Raw genomic sequence first — 23,850 nt, 5'->3', positions numbered from 1 at the left:
GGGAATCGTGAATTAAAGAAGGCCACAGTTGGTGATAACGATCAAACCAGTACTGTGGCCTTTCAAGCTTGGAGCCTCTGGGCCTTGCAGGAAGGCAGGACTAATTTATTCGCTAGAAGCGATACGCAGCTGTCGAGCTCTGGTCAGAATAGCATCTTCGAGTTCGCTACCGGTTTTGGGGTCAACCTTGGCATCAATCCAGCCACCTGTAACATCCCGGCGCTGTTTGAACACAGAGGCACGAACGCCATCAGCGCGCAGTTCCTGGCCAAGGATGAAAACATTGACTTTGAATCGTTCTATCTGGGATTCATCGGGGCTATACCAGTCTGTGATGATCACACCTCCAAAAGGATCTGCGGAGGCCAGGGGCATAAAAGCAATAGTATCAAGGGATGCGCGCCAGAGGAACGAGTTCACCCCGATTCCGGCACCGCTGTCTTGAGGTTTACTATCATCACCTCCAAGAATATTCAGGCCACCTTCACCACCAAGGAGCGACCCCCCTGTCTGTTTATAATATTTGTCTGATTCATGTTCAATTTTTTTATCCTGCCCCTGTAAGCCACAGGCGGAAATAGCAAAAAGTACAGGAAAAATGGCAAGATATCGAGAAGCAAAACTCTTGGATGACATGAACGTTTCTTCCGAAGCGATTTCAACAGGCACTATAGCTAACACAAAAAAACAGGCAAAAAAATACTGCCGAAGCTAAAATTAGCTCCGGCAGCATCTTTTTAAATATTCTTGTAGAGTTTCTAAAAATTAGAAGCTTACGAGAACACCAGTCTGTGCGGATGTGAAATCGCCAGAACCACCTTCGTAGTCACCAGTGATCGCAGAACCGTATACAGCAAGACCAGGAGCAACTTCGTACTGAACACCAGCAGAGATAGCCTGGTTTTCAATTTCGCTTGAACCATTCAATTCTGTTTCAGACCAAACACCAGCAACTGCGAACAACCATGGGCCAGTTGTGTAGCTGATACCTGCATCTACAGAATTCTGGTTGTCGAATACTTTGTCACCGTCTTCGTAAGTGTAACCAGCACCAACTTTAAAGCCAGCATAACCAACATTGAAACCAACGCCAGCACCCCAGAATTGGTTGTCGTCACTGTCAACACCAGCGCCGAGAGCAGATCCATTGGAGTCTGCAAATACACCAGCAGCACCAACGTCAAGAGTGAAGTCGTTGAAGGTACCAGAATAGTTCAAACCTGCTTCAACAGCCTGTTCCATACGAAGATCTGTAACGGAAACAGCTACACCGTTACCTTCTGAGGAATCAGGAGCGTAAGAAACTGCAGCTTTGAAGCCGTTGAAAGATGGTGTGTAATAAGTGATTTTTGTTGAATCACCTGTATCAGAAACATCAGCTGCAGTATCAGCACCAGCGCCGGTTACAGAAGAACCAGTCGGGTTATCGATCATGCCGTAAGTCAGGCCAACATCAGCACCACCTACGAAAAGGTTGTTTGCTGCACCATCCTGGTCACCAAGTTCTACGCGACCAAAATCGCTTTCGAGCCAGATGTAGTTTTCATCAACATTGTTTGTAGCACTCTGGTCTGTTTCCAGTTCGATAACCAGACCATACTTCAGGCCGTTATCTGCGGTATTGGAAGCAGAAACCTTGATTTCAGAGTTTGTGTTGAAATCGTGACCGTTGTTCGTGGCTACAGAATTATTATCGCTATCTGTAGAAGAAGCATGGAACTGCGTGAACACGTTGAAGTTGATTGCGCCGTCTTCAGCAAAAGCTGGAGCGGATACTGCAGCAGCTGCAACGATGGCAGAGCTAGCGAGTAGAATTTTTTTCATTTCGATCTCCAAAAGATTAACTAAGGAGAGGAATTCCCCCCTCAAATTTAGTGTGCCCAGATAACACCCTTTTTTTATCTATTTCAAGCGCTCTTGATCAAGGTTTGTTGTTTTGGAGTATCACTGTGTCACTTATGCAACAATTTTATTGTGAAATACTGGATTCCTGCGGAAAGTTCAGCTGTTGCCTCAACAGAGGATAAACTGATAAGAATGCTTCATAACAGAATTTGGTTTGGAAACCCGTATAAATCTGCCGGGTTGCTTTACCTTGAAAATACGAAAATAACCTTGCGGAGTTATATCCCTTATGCCTGGAATCTTGTGGTTAGCGTCTTATCCAAAATCAGGTAACACCTGGATGAGGACATTTTTGGCCAATCTTATCGCGGATTCCAAAGAACCCTTGCCTGTCAATAAAGTCAGTGAAATCTGTTCAGGTGAAGCGAACACACGATGGTATAATGGTGTCTTTAACAAGCCATTGGAAGAACTCAGTAGACAGGAAATTGCTGATATTCGGGTTGATGTACAAAGGGCGATATCCCGATTAAGTAAAAACGTCCTTATTTTGAAGACCCATAATTTTCTGGGTGAATATCTGGGTAAGCCTTTGGTTGCGATGGATGCAACCGGTGCCGCAGTCTATATAGTAAGAGATCCAAGAGACGTTGCCATTTCTGCTGCTGACCATTTTGGTGTGACAATTGACAAAGCAATCAAGATCCTGGCCAAAGAATCAACGAAATCAGACCGCCCAATCTACGAGGTCTATAACAGCTGGTCCAATCATGTGAAATCCTGGACGCAGATTCCCCATAAAACGCTGATGGTTTATCGCTATGAAGATATGCTGGAGAAACCGGAAGAAACCTTCGGGGCGATTTCTCGCAAGCTTGGTATTACTAAGGATGAGGCACGAATCCAGCGCGCGATTACTCATTCGTCTTTTAAAGTTCTACAAACAATTGAAGAAGAAGAAGGTTTTACGGAAAAATCTAAAAACAGTGAGCGATTTTTCCGTGCCGGAAAATCAGGTCAATGGCAATCGGTTCTGACAGATAAACAGGTCAAGCAGATTGAAAAAGACCATGGACATCAGATGAAGAAATTCGGTTACCTCTAAGGGCAATCGACATGATTATTAAATCGGGATAGTGAGCAGGTCATGGTGTCTATCAAAGAAAACCTGGATAAGATTGGAAAACAGGTTAAAGCAGCTCAAGAGGTATCCCTGATGAATAAGGGGCCTGTTTCTCTTGTTGCTGTGAGCAAGGCCAACCCTGCCGAAGCCGTGCTGGAGGCCTATGAGGCTGGACAGAGGGTTTTTGGAGAGAACAGGGTTCAGGAAGCTCTGGCTAAATTCAAGCCCTTGAAAGTAGAGAAGCCTGATATTGTCTTGCACCTTATCGGCCCGCTGCAAACGAACAAATGCAGCGAGGCTGTTGGTCTCTTTGATGTGATTCAAACAGTAGACCGGATCAAGCTTGCGGATTCTCTGGTCAAGGAGATGTCAAAGCAGGATCGGTTTATCCCCTGTTATATCCAGGTCAATACAGGTGAGGAGAGTCAGAAAGCCGGGGTAATGCCTGCTGATTTAAAGGCATTGCTGGATCATTGCCGATCTGTGAAGCTTCCGGTTATCGGATTGATGTGTATTCCGCCAGTCGATCAGGAAGCTGCCCTGCACTTTTCTTTTCTCTATAAACTGGCTGAAGAATATGGCTTGCCCCGGTTGTCTATGGGCATGACTGGGGATTTTGAAACGGCAATTCGTTTCGGGGCGACGGATGTCCGGGTCGGATCCGGAATCTTTGGCGAACGGGATTACTCGGAACAGGCCTGAATTTCTGATGATTTTTCTCTGACCGGTTAAGAATAGAGCGGAAATTATCATTACTCCGCTCTTCTTTCTCCTAAAGGCAGTCTTCCAGGTTACGGCAATTTTCAATCCTGTTCGGGTTGCGAACAGGCATCAGGTAACGCCCCATCAGGCCGACTGTTTCCCTGAATTTTTCACTGTCAGGCTTTTCCCATATACGGGCCCGAATACTGGAAAGCCGGGTATTTCCTCTGCAGAAAGCGGCGATAACGACACCTGTGTGCTGTTCTGCCAAAGTTATTTCCCGGGCGTAATCTTGATCACAGAGTCTGTCTTCGTTTTTGTTTTCCGGCGCGTTGAGTACCCAACGAAGCTCATAATCCTCGTTTGCGACAAAATCAGGTGCTGCACTGTAGCGGGCAACAAACCACCGCGGACCATATTGCTCGAGTCCGGCGACAATTGCGGCAGCAGAGGCCGCTACCTGCTGATCTGTATCTCCCCCTGATGATGCCTGCGGCAACACGACGATTTTTATTGGTGAATTATTGGCAGCAAGAAGGGCGTCACCGGGCATATAAGCGGCATATTCTGCGGTTCTTATATGGGTGAAACCGGCAACAGAACTGCAGGATGACACCATCAATAAAAGAACAAGCGCGATATTTAATCGGATAATCATGCCTTTAATCCTGTTGTACCCCGTCAATAACAACGTGAAGGGATGAATTGTCAGTGATCAGGGGCAATAGCTCAAGCAGATGATCGCGGGCCAGGGCAATACAGCCTTCGGTCGGGGTAAGCCCCGGCTTTGCTATATGAAGAAAGATTGCCGAACCTTTGCCCTTGACCACGGGGTCATCATTATATCCAAGAATGATGATGAGATCATAAACGTTTTCCTGGTCCCGCCAGAGTAATTCATGACCGGCATCGTAGGGAATAATGACGGGTCTGTTATAATAGGCGTCTTGTGGGTCATCACACCAGCCATCTCGCTGATTTAAGGGGGAACAGACGAGATTATCAATAAAACTGCTGCGTTCTTCCTGGGTGATACGATCGGCACGAAAGAGCAGAGATCTGACTTTCCAGCTTCCGACAGGTGTTTTTCCATCACCCTCAACTTTTTGGTCGGGATGAACAGTGCCATTTTTACCAATAGCACAAGGCCAGGAACGGTTGCCGCAATGAAGAGACCACGACTTGGCGGTCTGTTTTACAGTGATGTCCATTTTTACTCTTTAAGAACCTGGTTATCGTCCAGAATTATTCCGAGGAATATTGCGGAAAGATACAGATCCAGGTGAACTTGTCGAGCAGGATTTCATGAGGATCTCTTTGCAGAGTCTCTATTGGGATTTCATTTCCTGATATTTATCCAGCCCCTGCAGGATGGATTGGGCTATATCGGACTGTGCTTCTGTACTGATCCTGGCTGTTTCCGCAACAGTAGGCTTCTTTGGCTGCGGCAGGAATTGTGTCATGTCCGTTTCATTCGCAACAGGTTTGGTCGGAGGAGGTGGTGCACTTCCCGCGCCTGAGGATTTCCAGGAATAGGGCTGGATCTGTGGGGCGACGACGACATTACCAGAAGTCAGTGAAAACCATTTTCCGGGTTTTCCGACAGAATTTTGGAGAGGAGGTGTTGTGTTGAGGGCAATTTGCGGCGCGACTGAATCTTCTGTTTCTGGTGAAGGAGACTGTCCGCTGAGATCATGGAAGAGTGCAGAAAGCGCTGCTTTCCCTTCCAGTTTCTCGCTGTTGTTTGATCCAGGTATTTTCGGGTTTGCGGGGTTTGTACCTGTCAGAGGAACCGGTGGCGGAGGGACAACCGCGGCCAGTTGAGTGAATATCAGGGCTTCAGCACCTGTGAGTCTGGTTTCAGGAAGAGAGGGATCAGCTGCAAGCGACGTTGTTTGGGCAGAAGCGACTTGGGGGGAAGGTGTTTGAGTATCATCGCCGATCAGGGAGGCGATGATATTCTCTCCAATGTCTTTGCCTGTTGTCTCTTCCGTCATGACATTGGCGATGGCCGAGACAAATCCCAGGGGACCGCCATACATCATGCCACCAAATATACGGGCAGGAGCCTGAATTTCGTCGCCTGTAATTTCGCGGTATATGCTTGAAATCACAGGAATATGTTGTAGCGGGTTTATGATATCCAGGAAATCTAGAAACCCGAACTCGGGTTTTTCTTCTGTAACACCTTCGATAGCCTGCTGCTCATTGAGCGGGAGCAAGGCATCTTCCTGGGGGGAACTGAAAGCTGAGAGCTGGTTTGCGAAGTTATGATCGGAAGCTGGATTTTGTGTGAATTTGTCCGGAAGAGGGTTTCTGTTCGTTGATGCGGTAACAGCTTGCGCAGCAGTCGGGATTTCCCGAACTGATTTTATCCCCTGCTGGGCATAGAGCTGATCCATCATGGTACTGGCACTTTCATGAACAACAAACGGAAGCGTTGTTAATTAAGCAATATTCAGGCCAGAAATTGTTTTTACTCTTTCGTGATTAAAATTAATATATTTCAATGTGTTAAGTATATGTTTTCTGTTTTTGTAATTAGTCACAGTAAAAAGAAGGCAATAATTGCCGGAGTTTGGTATCAGGGAGAAACTCTCTGCCTATCAATCTTGTCGACCGACCAATTGCCTTAGATCAAAGTTACTGACCAGAGTTCCTGGAAAATGTGATTGCTGGGGCCTAAAGAGTGTGACCAAAGCGCCGGGCCTTGGTTTTCAGATAAAAATCGTTATGACCATTTGATGGAAAATGGTGTGGCACTGTTTCTATAACTTCAATGCCACTTTCGATCAAAGCAGTTACCTTTTCCGGGTTATTTGTAAGAAGCCTGACTTCACCAAACCCGAGCTGGCGCAACATTTCTGCCGCAGGGGTATAGATCCGCTCGTCCGGATCAAATCCAACCAGTTCGTTGGCGTCGGAAGTATCTGCACCCCTGTCCTGCAGTTCATAGGCCCGCAGCTTGTTCATAAGTCCGATACCGCGACCTTCCTGTGACAGGTACAGAAGAATGCCGCCACCCGTTTCGTCCATGAGTTTGATCGCGCCTCGTAACTGGTCTCCACAATCACAGCGCAGGCTTCCCAATAAATCCCCGGTAAAACATTCTGAATGCAGGCGGACCAGCACGGGCTTTCCTGCTTCCGGATCACCGATGACAAGCGCGAGATGCTCGACGCCCCCTTCGCGGGGTCGAAAGGCGACAACAGTGGTTTTTTCTGCAACTTCAAGCGGGATCCGGGCCGAGGCAACTTTTTTCAGGCTATAGGCTGCTGTACTGCGATAGCTGGCAATATCTTCGGCAGAAACGATCAGAAGATTGTGCTCTTTTGCTATTTGATCACAGCTGTCGTCAGGCAGGTTCACAAAAAGTGCTGCAGGAAGAAGGCTGGAAAGCTTGGTCAAAGCCACCGCATTTCTGGCAAGAACCTCTGGAACATCTGTTGTGAGGAAATTGTCGTGGCGCAGATTTATGCCCAAGGGATCGTGGACAGGGTCAGCCAGATAGCTCACAGCATCCGGAGACATGTCATCAAGTGCAAAAGCAATTACTTCGGTTGTATCAATAAGAGGCGTAGCTTCCTTGATTCCGATTGCGGCAGCCCGTCTGGCAGTCAGGAGCAAACAGGGTTCTGCATTGCCGATGAGCCGCAGATTGCCAAGAGCTTGCGGAGAGGCAGTCTCTGAAGCCTGTATCAAAGCGGCATGACCTCCACCACGCTGGATAATAACAGCTGCTCCCCGGCGCAACTCTGCAATTGCACGCTCAACAGCGGGTAGTATCCTTGCGGCATTGGTTTCTAATGCTGGCACTGCCTTACTCTCTTGTCGGGCTCGTTTATTCCGGTTTGCAGGTATCAATATGGATATCGCCTGATGTATTTAGGTAAGATCTCTCGAACATTCCAGTCGGAACTGGTCAGATATCTAAATACTTTCTGGTCCTTATAGCAAAGCCTTTGGGTTGGAAAGAGTGAAATTGCGAAGCAAGAGCCTGATTTTGCGACGATGGCAGCCTGCTTTTTGGGCTAAGGATATTTATTGTAATCCAGTACTCTTCAAATCACTTTATCATGTCTTGTCGACAGCCCGAAGAGTCTTGAAGGATTGGAAGTTTTTTGAAAAATCCACAGTCAGAACCAGAAACATCGAAAATAATATACCGTCATCTGGATCAGGAGAGTTTGGATTTTCAGATGGATCTGCGAAGTTATACGCCTGACAGCATGATTATTACTGAAGGGTGGATTGTAAAAGGAAAGGAGTATTCTTCCCAAAACCCCCCATCTATTTCTTTCAGTTATGGTTCCAGTGAACGTCAGTCCTTTGATCTTTATCTCCCGAAGAAACAAAAGCGAGGCGAAGCGTTTCCTGCGGTTGTTTTTATTCATGGAGGCTACTGGAAGTCTTTTGAGAAAGCAGATTTTTCCTTTTTGGCGGAAGCATTCCTGAAACAGGGAATTGCCTTTGTTTCAATTGATTATGATCTGGCACCGAATGTGTCGATTGATGTGATTGTTGCGCAGGTACGTAAGGCACTGGCCTGTTTTCTTGATCATGCAAAAAACTGGCAACTTGATCCAGACAGGCTGTTGCTATCAGGACATTCTGCGGGTGGACACCTGGCTTTGATGACCCTGTTGCACGACTGGTCTTCGCATGGATATTCCGCGATACCTTTTAAATCGGTTTTGTCCCTATCCGGCCTTTATGATCTGGAAGCAGCGCGTCTTTGTCTGCATCGGGATATTCTCTGTATTACGGCTGAAATAGTTGAGAGCTGCAGTCCGCTCCGACAACTTCAACCTAATGCGACACCCCTGTTTTGTTTGGTTGGAGAAGGAGAGCCTCAAGAGTTCAAACTTCAGCAGCAAGAACTGGCTGCAGCCTGGGCTGGTCTGGGCAACAGCGGTGTGTTTCAGCAGGTCGAGGGCCATAACCATTTCACCATTCTTGATTTGTTCAAGGAACTGTCTTCACCCCAGTTACAGGGCTTGATCTCGCAGTTATAATTTAACTTCGTCAAGACTTGAGGCAGCTTATCTTGAATGAGGGCATATCGAATGTTATTTAAAAGAGAAGACGCCGGAAATGCGCAAAGCTGGAAAAGCTACTGTTATTGGTGATGATCTACCAGAAGAACAATCAAGGGGCCTATCGGATGACAGCAGTAACAGGTCGTAAAATTCTGCTTGTGGATGATGATGATGCGCTTCGCTCATCGTTGAGTGAACAGCTGCGTTTGCATGAAGAGTTTGAAACGACAGAAGCGATCAATGGTATGGAAGGCCTTCAGAAAGCCAAGGATGACTACTATGATGCCATCTTGCTTGATGTCGGGCTGCCGGACATGGATGGCCGGGAAGTGTGTCGCCTTATGCGCCGTGCCGCGGTAAAAAGCCCCATCATCATGTTGACCGCGGCTGAATCCGATGCGGATACGATCCTTGGGCTTGATGCTGGAGCCAACGATTACATTACCAAGCCTTTTCGTCTAGGTGTCCTGCTGGCCCGTCTGCGGGCACAACTGCGTCAACACGAACAGAGCGAAGACGCGGTCTTCACTATCGGGCCTTATACCTTTCAGCCGAGTGGAAAGGTCCTGATCGAGGGCGAGAGTCAGAAAAAGATTCGTCTTACAGAAAAAGAAACCTCGATTCTAAAGTTCCTCTATAGAAAAGGATCTCAAGTTGTTGGCAGAGATATGCTTTTAAATGAAGTTTGGGGCTATAATGCTGGCGTTACCACCCATACACTTGAGACTCATGTCTATAGATTGCGGCAAAAGATTGAAATTGATCCATCGAATGCTCAATTATTAGTAACCGAAACAGGTGGCTATCGGTTGGTTCCCTAGCTCATCTGATGCTAAGCCTTCTGGAAACAGCCAGATGCTTTGGATCCGGTGACCCTGGGAATAGAGTTGTGGGGCAGGAGATGACACGGCTTGAGTGAAAAGAACGATTTTTCAGTGCGCTTCTGGGGTGTCAGAGGATCTATACCCTGCCCCGAGAGCAGCCATAGCCGGTATGGAGGTAATACTTCCTGCGTTGAGGTAAAATGCGGAGACCGCCACTTTATCTTTGATGCAGGTACAGGCATCCGTTCACTGGGGCATAATATCTGCTGCGGCGGGGACCATCAGCAGGTAGATGTGTTCTTTTCCCATACACACCACGATCACATTATGGGGATGCCGTTTTTTGGACCGAATTTTTTTCCCAAAAACAAAGTGAGGCTCTGGGCCGGGCATTTGCTGGATCAGGGAAGTAATCTTCATGAAATCCTCTGTCGCTATATGGCGGAGCCGTTATTTCCTGTTCCACCCAAGATATTTTCGGCAAATGTGACGTTCCATGATTTCCATGCAGGGGAAATACTTGAACCTTATCCCGGGTTGAAGATCAGAACGACTCCTTTGAATCACCCTAATGGCGCCACCGCCTATCGCCTGGATTATGATGGTCGTTCACTTTGTTATGTGACGGATACTGAACATGTTCCGGGGCGGCCGGATCGCCAGATACTGGAGCTGATTGCCGGGGCCGATTGCATGATTTACGACAGCAGCTACACCGATGAGGAATTCCCCCGCTTCAAGGACTGGGGACATTCGACCTGGCAGGAAGGTGTTCGTTTATGTGACCTGGCCGGGGTGAAACAGCTGGTTGCCTTCCATCATGATCCTTGCCATGACGATTCTTTTCTGGATGCGCAGGCAGAAAAAGCCGAGTCAATGCGCCCAGGAACTGTATTTGCGCATGAGGGACTGGTCCTAAATCTTTGACTGCTCCCATTGCTGGGGCGGGTTTGTTATTTTACCCCGTTCAAATCCTGATCACGGAAAACTGACAGTCCCTTACGCGTCAGAGGTATAGACTTGAACTGGCAAAACCTCTAGCTGAGGTACAGAGAATGGTGTCAGAGGTTCCGAATAGATGAAATGGTTCAGTTCCGTCAATGAAACAGCCTTGCCAGAACGTGTCCTTGCGGCAATTCATGAGCAGGAAGATCAGACCGAACGACTGATCGGCTGGATCCAGCTGGTGATTGTATCGATTTTTGGCAGTCTTTATCTGGTTTCTCCGAAAACCTTTAATGCAGATGTTACTTTTGCGCCAGTACCCTGGGCTCTGGGAATATACCTTGGATTGACGCTTATCCGTATTGTCTGGGCCTATAAGTATCATCTTCCTGACTGGTCTCTGACTATTTCAGCTTTTTTTGACATGACATTGCTGATGGTGCTGATCTGGAGTTTTCACATCCAGTATGCTCAACCCCCAAGTTTCTATCTCAAGGCACCGACCCTGCTTTATGTCTTTATTTTTATTGCGATCCGGGCGTTACGGTTTGAGGCGAAATTTGTAATTATTGCCGGGATTCTGGCGGCTGTTGGCTGGGGGATCATGATCCTCTATGTCACCATGATTGATTCTATGGATTCAATGATCACACGGGATTACGTTCACTACATGACGTCGAATTCCATCTTGCTGGGGGCAGAGTTTGACAAAATCATTTCCATCTTGATTGTGACTTTTATTCTTGCTCTGGCGTTAACGAGAGCCCGTCGTCTGTTGATAAACTCTGTTGCTGAAAAACAGGCCGCAGCTGAGCTTTCACGGTTTTTTTCTCCCGAAGTTGCTGCCCGGATTACCCACTCGGCTGACAAGATCGTGGTTGGAAGTGCCGAACGTCGTGAAGCAGCAATTCTGAATCTGGATATGCGGGGCTTTACCCGCCTTGCCGGGAAAGAAACCCCGGAAGTTGTTATGAGTACCCTGGCGGAATACCAACAACTTTGTGTACCGATTATTCAAAAACATGGCGGCAGTATCGACAAGTTCATGGGAGACGGCATTATGGCGACTTTCGGTGCTTCTGAAGTTTCAGAAACATATGCTGCCGATGCCCTGAGAGCGATGGATGAAGTGATGGAGACGACTTTGCAATGGCGTCAGTCCGGAAAAAAGGACGTTCCGCTGGTCAATGGTTCTGTTGCGGTTGGCACTGTTCTTTTTGGCGCTGTCGGCGACGATACCCGGCTTGAATACACTGTGATTGGTGATGCTGTGAATATTTCTGCGAAGCTTGAAAAGCACAACAAGGAGATAGGTGTCAGGGCGCTGGCAGATCAAGGGGCTTTTGACCGTGCCTTGGCACAGGGATATCAGCCTCCTCTGCAGCGACGGCAGATCAGGCACAACGAGGTTGAAGGCCTTTCACAAAACCTGTCTCTCGTTGTGCTTGCTGATTAAATTCTTGTCCTGAACTGTCTTATTTATACGGATCCGCAGCGTCGCGCAGACCATCCCCCAGAAAGTTATAACAAAGTACGACCAGTATGACGGGTTGAACCGGAAGTAACAGCCAGGGATAGAGAACGACCGAGTTAATGTTCTGGGCTTCGTTTAGCAGAACACCCCAGGAGGTAATTGGCGCTCGCAGTCCCAGCCCAAGGAAGGAAAGACTGGTTTCGCCCAGGATCATCATGGGAACCGCGAGTGTGGCCGAGGCAATCAGGTGACTGCTGAACGAGGGAAGAAGGTGGCGACCGATTACCCGCGCATGAGAGGCTCCCATCAGCTGTGCAGCAGTAGTGAAGTCCTCTTCACGGAGGCTGAGGAGTTTTGAGCGAACTGCACGCGCCAATCCGGGCCAGTCAAGGAACCCCTGAATGATCGAGATACCAAAGAAAACACCCAGTGGGCTCCAGGTCACTGGCAGTAAAGCCGAAAGCGTCATGAAGAGGGGCAGACTGGGGAAGGATTTCAGGATTTCGACAGCCCGCAAAACAAGATTGTCCACTATCCCGCCGAAATAACCGGCCAGACCACCAAAAAAAGTACCAAGTACAAAAGAAATCGTCACACCGATCAAACCGATGGTCAGGGAAATTCTTGAGCCATAAATAATCCGGCTGAAAACATCGCGTCCCAGCCGATCCGTGCCCCAGAGAAACAGAGTGCCGCCTTCATCTGGACAAATAAAATGGAAATTTCCCTCAATCAGACCCCAGAATTCATAATCCTGCTCGCTCTGGCAAAAGAACTGTAATTTTTGGATTTTAGCCGGGTTGGGTGTGTACTCCCGCTTCAGATTTTCCATATTGAGCTGGTAATCGAAGCCGTAGACAAAGGGTCCAATAAAATCGCCTTCGTGAAACAGGTGAACCACCTGTGGCGGAGCATAGATGTGATCAATTTCCCTGTTATGCAAGCTATAGGGGGCAACCAGCTCAGCCAGAAGAGCCACGATATACATGCAGACCAGAATGATACCGGAATAGAGCGCCAGTTTATGTTTGCGGAATTTCCACCACATGATTTGCCACTGTGATGCTGTGTAATAACGCTCTTGCTGTGGAGTGAGCTTGCTCACTGTCTGCGGATCAAAATCTGCCGAGCTGACAAAATGCTCCAGGGATTTGTTTGGATTACTGGTCATTTTACAGCTCCTCCTCCAAGTCTGATCCTGGGATCAATGGCGGCGAGTATCAGATCAGACAGGAAGACACCAAGAACGACCAGGCTGGATTCTATGATCAGAAAAGATCCAGCAAGATACATATCCTGACTGAGCAGGGCATTGACCAACATAGGTCCTGTTGTCTCCAGCCCCATAACGACTGCAACGAGAACCGAGCCGGATAACAGATCCGGCAGAATGGAGCCGATATCAGCAATAAAGGGATTTATTGCCAGTCTGAGCGGATACTTAATCAGGATTTTCAAGGGAGAAAGCCCTTTGGCTTTGGCAGTAATAACATATTGCTTCTGGAGCTCATCAAGCATGTTGGCTCTAAGCCGGCGGATCATTCCGGCCGTCCCCGAAGTTCCAATGACCACAACCGGTACCCAGAGGTGTTCCAATACTGAGAGGAGTTTGTCGAGACTCCAGGGCTGACCTATGTACTGGGGATCCATCAATCCCCCGATAGAGGTGCCGAACCAGACGTTGGCGAAATAGAGCAGAATCAAAGCCAGAAGAAAGTTTGGAGTGGCAAGGCCGATAAAGCCGACAAAACTGAATACATAGTCACCGAGAGAGTACTGTTTTACGGCGGTATAGATCCCTATCGGAAAAGACATGACGTAGGTAAAGAGGGTTGCGGCAAAGGCGAGAATAATGGTCAGGGTTATCCGGTCCCCGATGACTTCGGTTACGGGTAATTCATGCTCGAAAGAGTACCCCAGATCGCCTTGTAATAACCCGGTAACCCAGCTCAGATACTGGAGGTATACTGGCTTATCCAGTCCATATTCCTGACGCAGATATTCGATTTTTGCCTGATCGACATTCTCTCCCTGTGCCTGCATTTCAGCAATCTGGGTTTCCAGAAAATCCCCAGGAGGAAGCTGGATCAGAGTAAAGATAATCACAGAGATCACAAGCAGGGTCGGAATCATCGCGAGAAGACGATTGATGATATAACCTAGCATTACACCATCTCCGTTTCTTTATGGGATTGCAGCAGGGTTTCAGCCCCTTTGAACGCCCTGACATAGTGCCCCTGACCGAGATGGATCATCGCCATCTGGTTATCGCGATTTTCGGTATAGGGTTCAGGCCAGTCTGCGGGGTTGGAAGCTTTGCCCTCCATCAGATCCCGCAGATCCAGGGGATGATCAAGGTCGGGCTCGGGTACTGCAGACAGCAGGGCGCGGGTATAGGGATGGACAGGATTTTTAAACAGCAGTTGCTTGGGAGCAGTTTCAACCAGTCTGCCCTGACACATGACCATGATCCGGTCGGCCACATAATCAATCACAGCCAGATTATGGCTGATAAAGATGTAGGTCAGGCCCAGGGCTTCCTTCAAATCCTTGAGAAGATTGAGGACCTGGGCCTGAATTGAAACGTCGAGTGCGGATACGGGCTCGTCGCAGATCAGCAGGTCAGGCTGCAGCGCCAAGGCCCGCGCAATACCAATTCTCTGTCGTTGCCCGCCAGAGAAGGAATGGGGGTATCTGTTGATGTGCATCGGAGCCAAGCCGACGACATCCATCAATTTTTCTACCATGTCCCGGCGTTGAGCCTTGTCTTTCATGCCGTGGATAAAGAGAGGTTCGCCAATAAGTTCCTGAACTGTCATTCTGGGGTTGAGCGAGCTGTAAGGGTCCTGAAACATGAATTGGACCCGTTCCCGGAATTTGAAAAGCGCATCTTTTTCGAGCGCCAAAACATCGGTCAGACTGTTATCCTGTTCCCTGAAGGTGATCGACCCTGTATCAGGTTTAAGTGCCCGCATGATGATTTTTGACAAGGTCGTTTTGCCACAACCACTTTCCCCAACCAGTCCCAGACATTCGCCGCGACGGACAAAAAAACTGATATCATCAACAGCAAGAACTTTTTCTTCTGTACTTCGGGAAAACATGCCTCCCTTTTTAATCGAAAAAGCCTTGCTGATATTTTTCACCTCAAGCAGCGGCGGATCGTCATCACAGATTACTCTCCGGTCCCGCTTTGCCGTGAGAATCGGGTTATCCGGATGGTGTTTAATTTCGCGGATGGGTTTCAGTCGCTCATCCGGTTTCATATCAAAACGGGGGACAGCTTCCAGTAATGCTTTGAGATAGGGGTGTTTCGGGTTTCGGAAGATATCTTCTGCAGTACCGCTTTCCATGATCTCGCCGTGATACATCACCACAACTTCATCAGCCATATTGGCAACGACACCCAGATCGTGCGTGATCATCAGGACAGACATTTCAAGCTCAATCTGCAGGTCCTTGATCAGCTTTAGTATCTGTGCCTGTATTGTGACATCCAGGGCAGTGGTCGGTTCATCGGCAATCAAGAGAACCGGATGGCAAACGAGAGCCATCGCGATGACAGCACGCTGTCGCAGGCCACCAGAAAGTTCAAAGGGAAAGGTTTTGGCAGCCCGTTCGGGATTGGGAAAACCTACCAGTTTTAAGATATCAGTAGTAAGTGCCATCCCTTGGGTTCTGTTGACGGCACGGTGAAGTTCCAGAGCTTCACAGATCTGGTTACCAACAGTATGGACAGGGGAAAGCGAAGTCATGGGTTCCTGGAAAACCATGGATATCCGCCCCCCCCGGATTTGTCGCATCTGGGTACCGTCAGGATCAAGTTTGGCAAGGTCGATGATTGTGCCTGGCGTTTGTGGGTCGGCAAAAAGGATTTCGCCGTCTGAGATTCGCGCTGCCCGGGGGAGAATCCCCATGATGGCCTGGCTGACAACAGATTTACCAGAACCCGATTCACCTACCAGTGCTACAGTTTTTCCCTTTGGGATGCGAAAGGACACCCCCCTGACAGCATTCAGTTCGCCTTCGGGCAACCTGAAAGAAACCCGAAGGTTCTTGATTCTCAGCAAATCATTCACGGTTTGAAACCTGGCCCCACTGTTAATTCCCCGTATCCCCGAGCTTTATCTGCTTTTGGTTTATTTCATTTTTGCCCGGGTTTTAAAAAGCCGGATTCAAGCGTATCCGGTTTTCGGCTCTGTCCTTCCGGATCAAATCCCATATCTAGCATATTACCAACGGTGTGGGGGTCAAGCAGGGGTTTGTGATGTTTCACAATCTGAGTACTGCACCAAACCAGATATCGAAATCCATAAAGCCCTGAGTCACAGGAAATTTTCCCATTTTTCCCTTTTAAAACAAGGCGGAGTATTCCTTTTTCTTTCCGGGATGAACTTAGATGCTTTTCCCGCTCTGTTTCTGCGGTTGCTTCCGTTTTCTTTGAAGGGCGTCCATAATACCGCAGATCAATTTCTTCAATGTCATTCCAGCGAAGCTTGTGGCGAGAGAAAGCGCGTATTTCCACACCCTCTTGATCGATCAGGATTCTGGTGATCTGTTGTTTGTAGTTCTGAATCCCGTAAAATCCGAACAGCAGAAAAATACTGCCAAAAAGAATTTGGGAAAACAGGTTTTCCGCTCCATAAAACAGGCCCGTTATACCGATCAGCACACCTGTAAGGGCTTTCAGATAATCCCAGATAATATCAAAAAGAGGATAGCGGAGGGTCTGTGGGGTAACGGTTTCCATAATCAGCCTTGTTTCTGAATCAGTTCTTTGATGAAGGAAGTGGATTTTTCCGCACCCTTCATATCCAGAGCGATGTCCCCTCTGATACCGGCGAGACACTGGTCAATAGCGGTGGCCAGTGCTGAAGGAGTCAAATCGCGCTCCATCAATATCTGCAAGACACCGCGTGCGGCGAGTAATTCGGCACGGGTGGTCTGCTCGCTTTGTCCTTCGGCAGCAAAAGGAACAACAATAGCCGGAGTTTCCGCGGCAAGGGTCTCGAGGATGGTGTTATAGCCAGCCTGGCTGATTGATAGCTGGGCCTGGGTCAGAAGGGTTGGGAAATCCGGGCGGTTCCGCTCGATAATCAGTCCCTTTGGTGCGCGACTGACCAGGTCGTGAAAATCGCTTTCCGGCAGGTTGTCACCAAGGAGCAGCAACCAGGGAACGTTGTTCAGGCTACAGAGAGCTTTTGCAGCCAGGACAGTTTCTGCCAGTGGCAGGGCGACAGCACCGCCGCCTGCAGAAACCAGCACGCCTTTCCGATGGCTGCTGTTATCTGAATTTCTTTTGCTTTTCGGGGTACTGACAGAAAGAGAATCAAGAACATAGCCTGTGTAGATAATTTTATCTGTGATCTGGTTTGCCAAGGGGAAGCTGTCTTCTAGCGGAATAAACCGGGGGTCACCATGCACCAGTACGTGGTCAATATCGGTTTTTACGCGTTTAATTATCCATTCGCTTTTCCCCGGGGTTTTGTGGGTCGTCAGGATATCCCGGACGGACGTAAGGACGGGGACAGACATTTCCTTGGCAAGAGCGATAAGTGGATCAAGTTCAAAACGCATCTGTCGCCGGCCAAAAGGAAACATTTCCAACAGCAGGACCTTGGGCTTTGCCTCACGAAATGCTCTTAATAGTATTTCTGATCGGGCACTTTTCCATTTCTCATCAACAATTTGCCCGGATTCATCTTCCAGAATTTTGAAACTGTTATCAGCGGCGTGAAGGGAGGGTAGCTGAATGAATCTGGCGCCTGTCACATTCAGGTGCGGTACAGGGCGCCCGCCGGAAACAAACGTAACCTCCAGCCCCGCCTGGTGAAAACTTCGGGCGAGAACTGATGCTCTCCGCAGATGCCCGATACCCAGCAGGTGCTGAACATAGAGGAAAACATCACAGCTCATGGAGAATCAGCCCTTTCTCTGGTTTGAGATGTGCTGGGGGAGCGGGAAAGCCGGATCGGGATCCAATAGGGAGAGATTCATGGCGACAATGCAGGGAATACCGGTTTCGGATAAATGAAAAAGGTGCGCACAGCTGTCTCGAAGTTTTATCTCGGGCTTGTCAATCATATTCCAGCCGCTGGCCATGGCATAAAGAGCCCGCAATACCCCCTTATGTGCCACGCAGACATGGGGGTTATTCTGGCTGGCCAGTCTTTGCAATAACGGTTTAAGGCGGTTCTGGACCTGTCGCGGACTCTCTCCGCCCGGGGGCAGAAGGTCGAGTCCTCTTTGTTCCTGCTCGAAAATCTGGCTATCGGGATCAGCTCTGAGGTCAGGCAGGCGCTTGCCTTCCCAGTCTCCCCAGGACATTTCAATCAGCAGGGGATCGGTGATGATTTTCTGTTGCCCGAGCAGTTCGGCAGTTTCTTGGGCACGCTTGAGCGGGCTGACCAGCCAGTTGGCGGTCAGCCAGTCAGCGGGCAGCCGCCAGCTGGATACGAGATCCCTGCCAGTTGGTGAAAGGACAATATCCGATCGTCCCTGGAGACGTTTCTCACTATTCCAGTGGGTGGGGCCATGGCGCAGAACCAGAATTTCACTCATGCAAGAAGGCCAGCATCAGGGTGTTTTCTCAAGCAGGTTTTTCAACAGATTCACGGTATTTTCTGCCCCGGCCGTATTCAGTTGAGAGGGGGATAACTGTTTTTGTCTGAGAGTGCTTTCCATGGCCCGGGCAAGGATTTCTCCTGTCAGGTTTGTTTCATCGACAACGGTCAGGGCATTTTTCTCTGACAGAAGCTGGGCCCGGAGTGTCTGTTCGGTCTCCAACCCCCCTGAATAGGGAACGATGACCCGGGGGCAACCGGCACGGAGGACCTCCATCACAGTATTGTAGCCCCCCTGACTTATGGAAAGCATGCAGTTGGGCAGCAGGGAAGTAAAGTCAGGTCGGGAGCGCTGGATAATCAGCTTGTCTTCAGCCTGTGCGGAATAACGGGCGAATTTTTCTTCCGGCAGGCTGTGCCCGATCAAGAGGCGCCAGACCTTGTTTTTCAAGGGGCTGAGTGCCCTTGCGGCAAGAGCAGCATCAAGCAGACGCTCACTGACTGCCCCGCCGCCGGTAGAGACAAGAATCTCGTCTTTGCCATCCACAGGGTGTGGCGGGCCATCAACCTGCTCATCAACCACATAGCCGCTGTATCGAATCTTGTCGATGATTGATCTGGCGGGGGCAAAGGTTCTGTCAAAAGGGATAAGAGCGGGGTCGCCGTGAATAATCACCTGATCAAAGTACAGCTTTACCCAATCAAGCATCTCGCTGATACGCTCTTTTTTTGGAGCCTTGACCAGAATATCACGAACGGAAGACACAATTTTGGGCTGCCCGGTCATCGCTGTTGCAGCTTTGAGCAGGGGAAGGAGCTCAAAGCGCATCTGTCGCCGTCCAAAGGGGAACATTTCCAGAAGAATCAGCCGAGGACAGGTTTTGTCGAGTATACCAAGAAGCTGTTCACAGCGTTGCTTTCTGAAGTCGGCGGTAATGGCCTTGCCTTGCTGGTCCTGTAACTCTGTGAAGTAAATACCGTCAGCCTTGACCGGATCAAGCTGATAAAAATCGGCTGTGCCAGTATCCAGTCCCGGCACCTCCATACCACCGGAGACAAAGGCGACAGTCAAGCCCGCCCGTTCAAGGGCACGTGTAAGCGTTGCTGCCCGACGCTGGTGTCCGATTCCAAGCAGATGTTGAACATAAAACAGGATATCAATGCGTTTATTGTCGCTCATGATTCTTCGGTGTTTCCTGTTTCACTTTTTTGTTCATGACAGAAGTCAAACAAGGGCAAGCCTGGCTGGATATAGCCTTTCTGACAGGTTTTGAGGATCGCTTCAAGCCGTTCTCCAGCAATGGCAAGACTATGCATTCCTTCAACTTTTTCAGCAGCCGCCTGTCCCATGGATCGTCGACGAACCGGGGCGGTCATCAGGCATCTGAGCGCTGCAGCAAAGGCAACAGGATCACCTGGGGTGGTCAGGATACCCGTTTCGCCATTGGCGACCACGGCAGGGACGCCGCCGGTGTTTCCTGCAATCACGGGCAGTCCACCAGCCTGGGCTTCAAGCAGGGATAGACCGAAAGCCTCATTCACGGCTGGCCAGACATAGATGTCACAGCCGGGAATCACTCGGCCCAGCTGTTCACCGGTCAATTCACCAGCAAAGATAACCTTCTGTTCTGCTGCCCAGCTAAAGGCGGCCTGTACCTGTTCACGGGCCCGGCCGTCTCCGACAATCAGTAACTGCCAGGAGAGATCAGGCAAACCACGCAGAGCACGGGCAAGAACCTGATAGGATGTCAGCTTGTCCCCGGGGCGCATCATGGCGATAGATAACAGCCACTGTTTGCCGGGATCCAGAGCGTACTGTTTTGCCAGCTCCTGGCGACAGGCAGTTTTGTTTGTCAAAGCCGCACTGATCTGGTCACTTTCAATAAAGGGAGGCAAGCTCCAGCTTCTGATGGACTGGGGCAAACAGTGGGTGTCGTGAGGATTCAGGCTGATTACACATTCTGCCTGGGAAAGGGCGGATAAAACAGCACGGTGTCCCAGATCCCAGGGTCCGCCTGCCCGCTTGTTGGCGACAGAAGCCTCAACAACGACATAGGGGATTTTGAGGGCTTTACAGACTTTTGGTCCGATCCAGTCTGCCGCCTTGTAATAGAGATGATAGGTTAACCAGAGGTCAGGCCTTTGTGCTGGGGGAAGGGCCAGGGTTTTACGGATATATCTTTGAGCGAGTTTGTCCCCGACCTGTTGCAGACGTCGCTGCCGCTCGGGATCGCCCAGACCATCACGACTGCGCAGATGAGAGGCGATCTCGACGTCACATCCCCGGGATTCAAGAGCCTTGATCAATAGTCTTGCAATATGACGATCACCGGACGGGGTGGGATGCCGGGGCGATTTTAATGGAGCGTAGAAAGCAACCCTCATCCCGGTGGTTCCTTAACCAGCCATAAAGCGGGTCATGAGCTGGTCAATCCCCCGTTTCATTGAGAATTTCTCCCGAACCCGTTTTTCGCCAGCCTTGCCAAGTTGCTGTCGCAATTGTGGGTTGGAAATCAGGTGTTGCAAGGCCTGACTGAGTTCTTTAGGTGCCTGCGGGGGAACCAAAAGGCCGGTTTCCTGGTCGATAATCAGCTCAGGTATGGCGGAAACGCGGGTCGAGAGACAGGCGAGGGACTGGCTTTGTGCTTCCATCAGAACGTTTGGCATGCCATCACGATCTCCATCCTCGGTAATCCGGCTGGCAAGAACAAAAAGATCCGCCTGGCGATACTGTTCCAGAACAACTTCCTGCGGTTGTGCGCCCATCCAGTTGATATTCTCTGCGATGCCCAGCTTCTGTGCAAGAGACTTCAGGTCCTTGCTCAGGTTGCCGCCACCAATGTGGATGAAACGCCAGTTCAGTTCTTCAGGCAAGAGAGACAGAGCTGTGAGCAGATCATCATAACCCTTTTTGGCAACCGCTCTGCCAACTGAAACAAGCATTACGGGTTGGTCTGACCGGGTACCGTCTCTGAGCTGGCTCTGGTGATCTTTGGTGTTAAAGCGGGTAAAATCGAGCCCGTGGTAGACCAGATCCACCCGGTCATTATCGGGAGAAAGGCTCCGGAGGTAGTCGGCGTTCACATTGGTACATGTGGCTAACCATTTGATATCAGAAAGTTTTTCACGCAATTCCCATTCGGGTGAGGTCCAGATGTCCTTGGCATGGGCCGATCCACACCAGGGCAGCTGGCGCATAAAGGCCGTATAGCGTGTCACAGAGGAAGGTGTGTGAAGAAAGTGAGCATAAAGCCAGTCAACCTGATCAGGTAATTCTGCTGCCAGGACACAGGCCTGGGCAAATCGCCGGACTCTGTTGGGTGAAATATCCCGTTTCAGGTCTCTAAAAAAAGTTGCCCTTGCCGTTTCATAGCCAGGAAGTTTGCGAGCCTTCCACCATGATTTCAGAACCCTTAGAGGTTCCTGATAGACATATTCGGGCAAATAACGGACAGGGGCCTTTATCTCCCGATGAATGGGATGAATGGATTTATCAGTTGGATGACGTAGAGACACGAGAGAAAGCTCAAGCCCTCTTTGTTCCAGAGCCAGAAGTTCCTGGGCAATGAAAGTTTCGGAAAGTCGGGGGTATCCTTTGAGGATGACAGTTACTTTTTTACTCATTCCGCCTTATTATCCAGTAGAAACAGGTATGTACTTCATCAGGAAACGCTTGAGAGACTGAAACAATCAGTACGTTGTTGTGGCTCTGTTGTTGTTTCTCTGAGGCTCTCCTGGAGTTCAGGAGGGAGTTTCGTTTACCCGTTTTTTATCTAGTGTTTCAACGGTTTTGATATGATCAAGCTTGCTGCGGAACCACTTGTCTGCAAGCTTGATAACATTCTGCTGCCCATCCAGAAGGCCTGGGACGATGACATCAGCAGGCAGTTTTTGTTGAGGGAGATTACGCAGGGCAGTCGCCATCTTGACCGGATCCCGTTGTCCATCGTTTTCCAACATCTGCACAAAACCGAGCTCCTGGGCACGGCTAGCACGAATGTACTGCTCCATGCGAGGGATGGTCCGGGGAATGATCAGGGCACGTTTGTTGAACGAGAGAATCTCGCAGAAGGTGTTGTATCCGCCCATACCAACAATACCAATGGCACCGTTGACCAGGCTTTCCAGCTGGGCGTTGAAGGTGATTGCCTCGACGTTATCCAGTTTGCTGGCGCGCAGCTGAAAATCGTGTTGCAGATCACTATTCATAAAGGGGCCCAGCACGATCAACGCCGGGTGAGGCATGTCCGGATCGGCTTCGTAAGCAGAGAGGACCCAGTCAATGATTTCCTCGCCATCGCCTCCGCCGCCTACGGTGACCAGCAAATAGGGGGTGTTCTCATCAATTTTTTCCAGGACGGGCAGAGGAATACCGGTTTCACCAGAGCGACGGAGATAACCAGTGTAGGTCATCTTGCGACGAACTGATGGGCTGATATCTATGCCTGCGAGCGGGTCACAGATCTGTGGCAGACCGTAAACCCAGATATCATCGTAATATTCTGCCAGAGCGGGAGCTGTGTTCTTTCTTTTCCATTCTGAAGCAAGCAGGGCCGGATCATCCATGACATCCCGCAGGCCGAGAACGCAGGGCGTGCCGCGCTCTTTCAGCAGGCGCAGGGTGTCTTCGACTTCGCCCCGCAACCCGAGAGGTTCTTTGTCGACGATAAAGAGATCCGGGTCGTAAAACTCTGCTGTATGCATGATGATCGAAGAGCGGATGCTCAAGGTCTGCTCAATATCAATATGGAGATTAAGAGAGGTGTAGTCGCCATTACGCAGCTTGATAACGCCGGGGATACGGACAAAATCGACTCTGGACCTGAATCCGAAAGACCCAATGATTGGAGAACCCGAAAGGATCAGCACCGAGAGGTTGCTGTTTTCCTCAACCAGCGTATGTGCGATCTCGCGACAGCGCCTCAGGTGGCCAAGGCCGAAGCTGTCGTGACTGTAGATAAGAACACGTTTGCCTTTGTTGTTCCGGCAATCGGTTATCTGTTCGCGGTCTTTTAGGATTGCTCTACTCCCCCAGGTAATCGTGGCGACTATGCCACAAATTATCTGAAAGACCCAAGAAAGAATGCTGTGAACATTTCTTTTCAGGGTGTTTTTCCGGATGCTTTCCTGCCGCCATTTTTATCTGCTCTGCTCTTGGGAGAAATATAACATTGCCTGCTGATAATAGGTTGTTGCCAGGGAATTCGATTCTGGGCAACCTGTTCGACTGTCGGCTTGTAAACGGCCTGATGAACTATTGTCATGTCTGTCTTCAAGCTAACATGGGGCAAGGCCTAAGGCTTTACACAAGTGCTGACAAAGAGTTTATCGACTT

The 23,850-nt window shown here is 49.5% G+C and carries 22 protein-coding genes; 6 read left to right on the top strand and 16 right to left on the bottom strand.

The genetic code is table 11. The annotated features are described in order from the left end of the window. Positions 1 to 105 precede the first annotated feature (105 nt). Positions 106 to 636 (bottom strand): DUF3576 domain-containing protein, encoded by a 531-nt coding sequence (locus O4H49_RS10265; protein WP_269423344.1) that lies wholly within the window; start codon positions 634 to 636, stop codon positions 106 to 108. Positions 637 to 765: 129 nt separating this feature from the next. Further along, positions 766 to 1,824: a porin gene (locus tag O4H49_RS10260; RefSeq protein ID WP_269423343.1), complete on the bottom strand. Its 1,059-nt coding sequence runs from the start codon at positions 1,822 to 1,824 to the stop codon at positions 766 to 768. A 310-nt stretch (positions 1,825 to 2,134) separates the two neighbouring features. Between O4H49_RS10260 and O4H49_RS10255 the strand changes: the two genes are divergently transcribed. Both O4H49_RS10255 and O4H49_RS10250 read left to right on the top strand, forming a co-directional pair. Next, positions 2,135 to 2,950: a sulfotransferase domain-containing protein gene (locus O4H49_RS10255; protein ID WP_269423342.1), complete on the top strand. Its 816-nt coding sequence runs from the start codon at positions 2,135 to 2,137 to the stop codon at positions 2,948 to 2,950. A 42-nt stretch (positions 2,951 to 2,992) separates the two neighbouring features. Next, on the top strand, positions 2,993 to 3,670 hold the full coding sequence (locus tag O4H49_RS10250) for a YggS family pyridoxal phosphate-dependent enzyme (RefSeq protein WP_269423341.1): 678 nt from the start codon (positions 2,993 to 2,995) through the stop codon (positions 3,668 to 3,670). Positions 3,671 to 3,740: 70 nt separating this feature from the next. Here O4H49_RS10250 and O4H49_RS10245 read toward each other — a convergent pair whose 3' ends face one another. The 4 genes from O4H49_RS10245 to ribA form a co-directional block, all read right to left on the bottom strand. Beyond that, the gene (locus tag O4H49_RS10245) at positions 3,741 to 4,328 is read right to left on the bottom strand and encodes a hypothetical protein (protein WP_269423340.1); all 588 of its coding nucleotides are present in this window, start codon (positions 4,326 to 4,328) and stop codon (positions 3,741 to 3,743) included. A gap of 4 nt (positions 4,329 to 4,332) precedes the next feature. After that, positions 4,333 to 4,881, bottom strand: coding sequence for a L,D-transpeptidase family protein (locus tag O4H49_RS10240; RefSeq protein ID WP_269423339.1), 549 nt, complete (start codon positions 4,879 to 4,881; stop codon positions 4,333 to 4,335). Between the two features lie 117 nt (positions 4,882 to 4,998). After that, positions 4,999 to 6,075 carry a hypothetical protein gene (locus O4H49_RS10235; RefSeq protein ID WP_269423338.1) on the bottom strand — a complete coding sequence of 359 codons (1,077 nt, stop codon included), beginning with the start codon at positions 6,073 to 6,075 and terminating at the stop codon, positions 4,999 to 5,001. A gap of 277 nt (positions 6,076 to 6,352) precedes the next feature. Further along, the gene (gene ribA, locus O4H49_RS10230) at positions 6,353 to 7,486 is read right to left on the bottom strand and encodes a GTP cyclohydrolase II (protein WP_269423337.1); all 1,134 of its coding nucleotides are present in this window, start codon (positions 7,484 to 7,486) and stop codon (positions 6,353 to 6,355) included. 383 nt (positions 7,487 to 7,869) lie between these two features. On the opposite strand from ribA, the gene O4H49_RS10225 reads away from it, so the two are divergent. The 4 genes from O4H49_RS10225 to O4H49_RS10210 all read left to right on the top strand — a co-directional run bounded on the left by O4H49_RS10225 (position 7,870) and on the right by O4H49_RS10210 (position 11,934). Next, positions 7,870 to 8,685, top strand: a complete 816-nt coding sequence (locus tag O4H49_RS10225) for an alpha/beta hydrolase (RefSeq protein WP_269423336.1) — start codon at positions 7,870 to 7,872, stop codon at positions 8,683 to 8,685. 149 nt (positions 8,686 to 8,834) lie between these two features. Then, entirely contained in the window at positions 8,835 to 9,530 is a 696-nt protein-coding gene (locus O4H49_RS10220; RefSeq protein ID WP_269423335.1) for a response regulator transcription factor, read from the top strand. Positions 9,531 to 9,620: 90 nt separating this feature from the next. Next, positions 9,621 to 10,460, top strand: coding sequence for an MBL fold metallo-hydrolase (locus tag O4H49_RS10215; RefSeq protein ID WP_269423334.1), 840 nt, complete (start codon positions 9,621 to 9,623; stop codon positions 10,458 to 10,460). Between the two features lie 151 nt (positions 10,461 to 10,611). After that, complete coding sequence (locus O4H49_RS10210; RefSeq protein WP_269423333.1) at positions 10,612 to 11,934, top strand: adenylate/guanylate cyclase domain-containing protein; 1,323 nt, start codon at positions 10,612 to 10,614, stop codon at positions 11,932 to 11,934. Positions 11,935 to 11,953: 19 nt separating this feature from the next. On the opposite strand, the gene O4H49_RS10205 is transcribed toward O4H49_RS10210, so the two are convergent. The 10 genes from O4H49_RS10205 to O4H49_RS10160 form a co-directional block, all read right to left on the bottom strand. Further along, entirely contained in the window at positions 11,954 to 13,123 is a 1,170-nt protein-coding gene (locus O4H49_RS10205; protein ID WP_269423332.1) for an ABC transporter permease, read from the bottom strand. Beyond that, entirely contained in the window at positions 13,120 to 14,118 is a 999-nt protein-coding gene (locus O4H49_RS10200; RefSeq protein ID WP_269423331.1) for an ABC transporter permease, read from the bottom strand. The genes O4H49_RS10205 and O4H49_RS10200 overlap by 4 nt, the downstream gene beginning before the upstream one ends. Then, positions 14,118 to 16,031: an ABC transporter ATP-binding protein gene (locus O4H49_RS10195; protein WP_269423330.1), complete on the bottom strand. Its 1,914-nt coding sequence runs from the start codon at positions 16,029 to 16,031 to the stop codon at positions 14,118 to 14,120. Before O4H49_RS10195 ends, O4H49_RS10200 begins: the two co-directional genes overlap by 1 nt. 65 nt (positions 16,032 to 16,096) lie before the next feature. Further along, positions 16,097 to 16,702: a hypothetical protein gene (locus O4H49_RS10190; RefSeq protein WP_269423329.1), complete on the bottom strand. Its 606-nt coding sequence runs from the start codon at positions 16,700 to 16,702 to the stop codon at positions 16,097 to 16,099. A 2-nt stretch (positions 16,703 to 16,704) separates the two neighbouring features. Further along, positions 16,705 to 17,868 (bottom strand): glycosyltransferase family protein, encoded by a 1,164-nt coding sequence (locus O4H49_RS10185; RefSeq protein ID WP_269423328.1) that lies wholly within the window; start codon positions 17,866 to 17,868, stop codon positions 16,705 to 16,707. 6 nt (positions 17,869 to 17,874) lie between these two features. Then, positions 17,875 to 18,513 (bottom strand): histidine phosphatase family protein, encoded by a 639-nt coding sequence (locus tag O4H49_RS10180; RefSeq protein WP_269423327.1) that lies wholly within the window; start codon positions 18,511 to 18,513, stop codon positions 17,875 to 17,877. A gap of 15 nt (positions 18,514 to 18,528) precedes the next feature. Beyond that, complete coding sequence (locus O4H49_RS10175; protein WP_269423326.1) at positions 18,529 to 19,695, bottom strand: glycosyltransferase family protein; 1,167 nt, start codon at positions 19,693 to 19,695, stop codon at positions 18,529 to 18,531. Continuing rightward, entirely contained in the window at positions 19,692 to 20,900 is a 1,209-nt protein-coding gene (locus tag O4H49_RS10170; RefSeq protein ID WP_269423325.1) for a glycosyltransferase family 4 protein, read from the bottom strand. The genes O4H49_RS10175 and O4H49_RS10170 overlap by 4 nt, the downstream gene beginning before the upstream one ends. A 12-nt stretch (positions 20,901 to 20,912) precedes the next feature. Further along, positions 20,913 to 22,139 carry a glycosyltransferase family 4 protein gene (locus O4H49_RS10165; protein WP_269423324.1) on the bottom strand — a complete coding sequence of 409 codons (1,227 nt, stop codon included), beginning with the start codon at positions 22,137 to 22,139 and terminating at the stop codon, positions 20,913 to 20,915. A 117-nt stretch (positions 22,140 to 22,256) separates the two neighbouring features. Next, the gene (locus O4H49_RS10160) at positions 22,257 to 23,384 is read right to left on the bottom strand and encodes a glycosyltransferase family protein (protein WP_269423323.1); all 1,128 of its coding nucleotides are present in this window, start codon (positions 23,382 to 23,384) and stop codon (positions 22,257 to 22,259) included. Between the last annotated feature and the right edge of the window lie 466 nt (positions 23,385 to 23,850).

The organism is Kiloniella laminariae (genome assembly GCF_027214005.1).
In the GTDB taxonomy this organism is placed as follows: Bacteria; Pseudomonadota; Alphaproteobacteria; order Kiloniellales; family Kiloniellaceae; genus Kiloniella; species Kiloniella laminariae_A.
The sequence above is the reverse complement of the archived record's forward strand: the minus strand, read 5'-3'. Positions and strand labels throughout refer to the sequence as shown.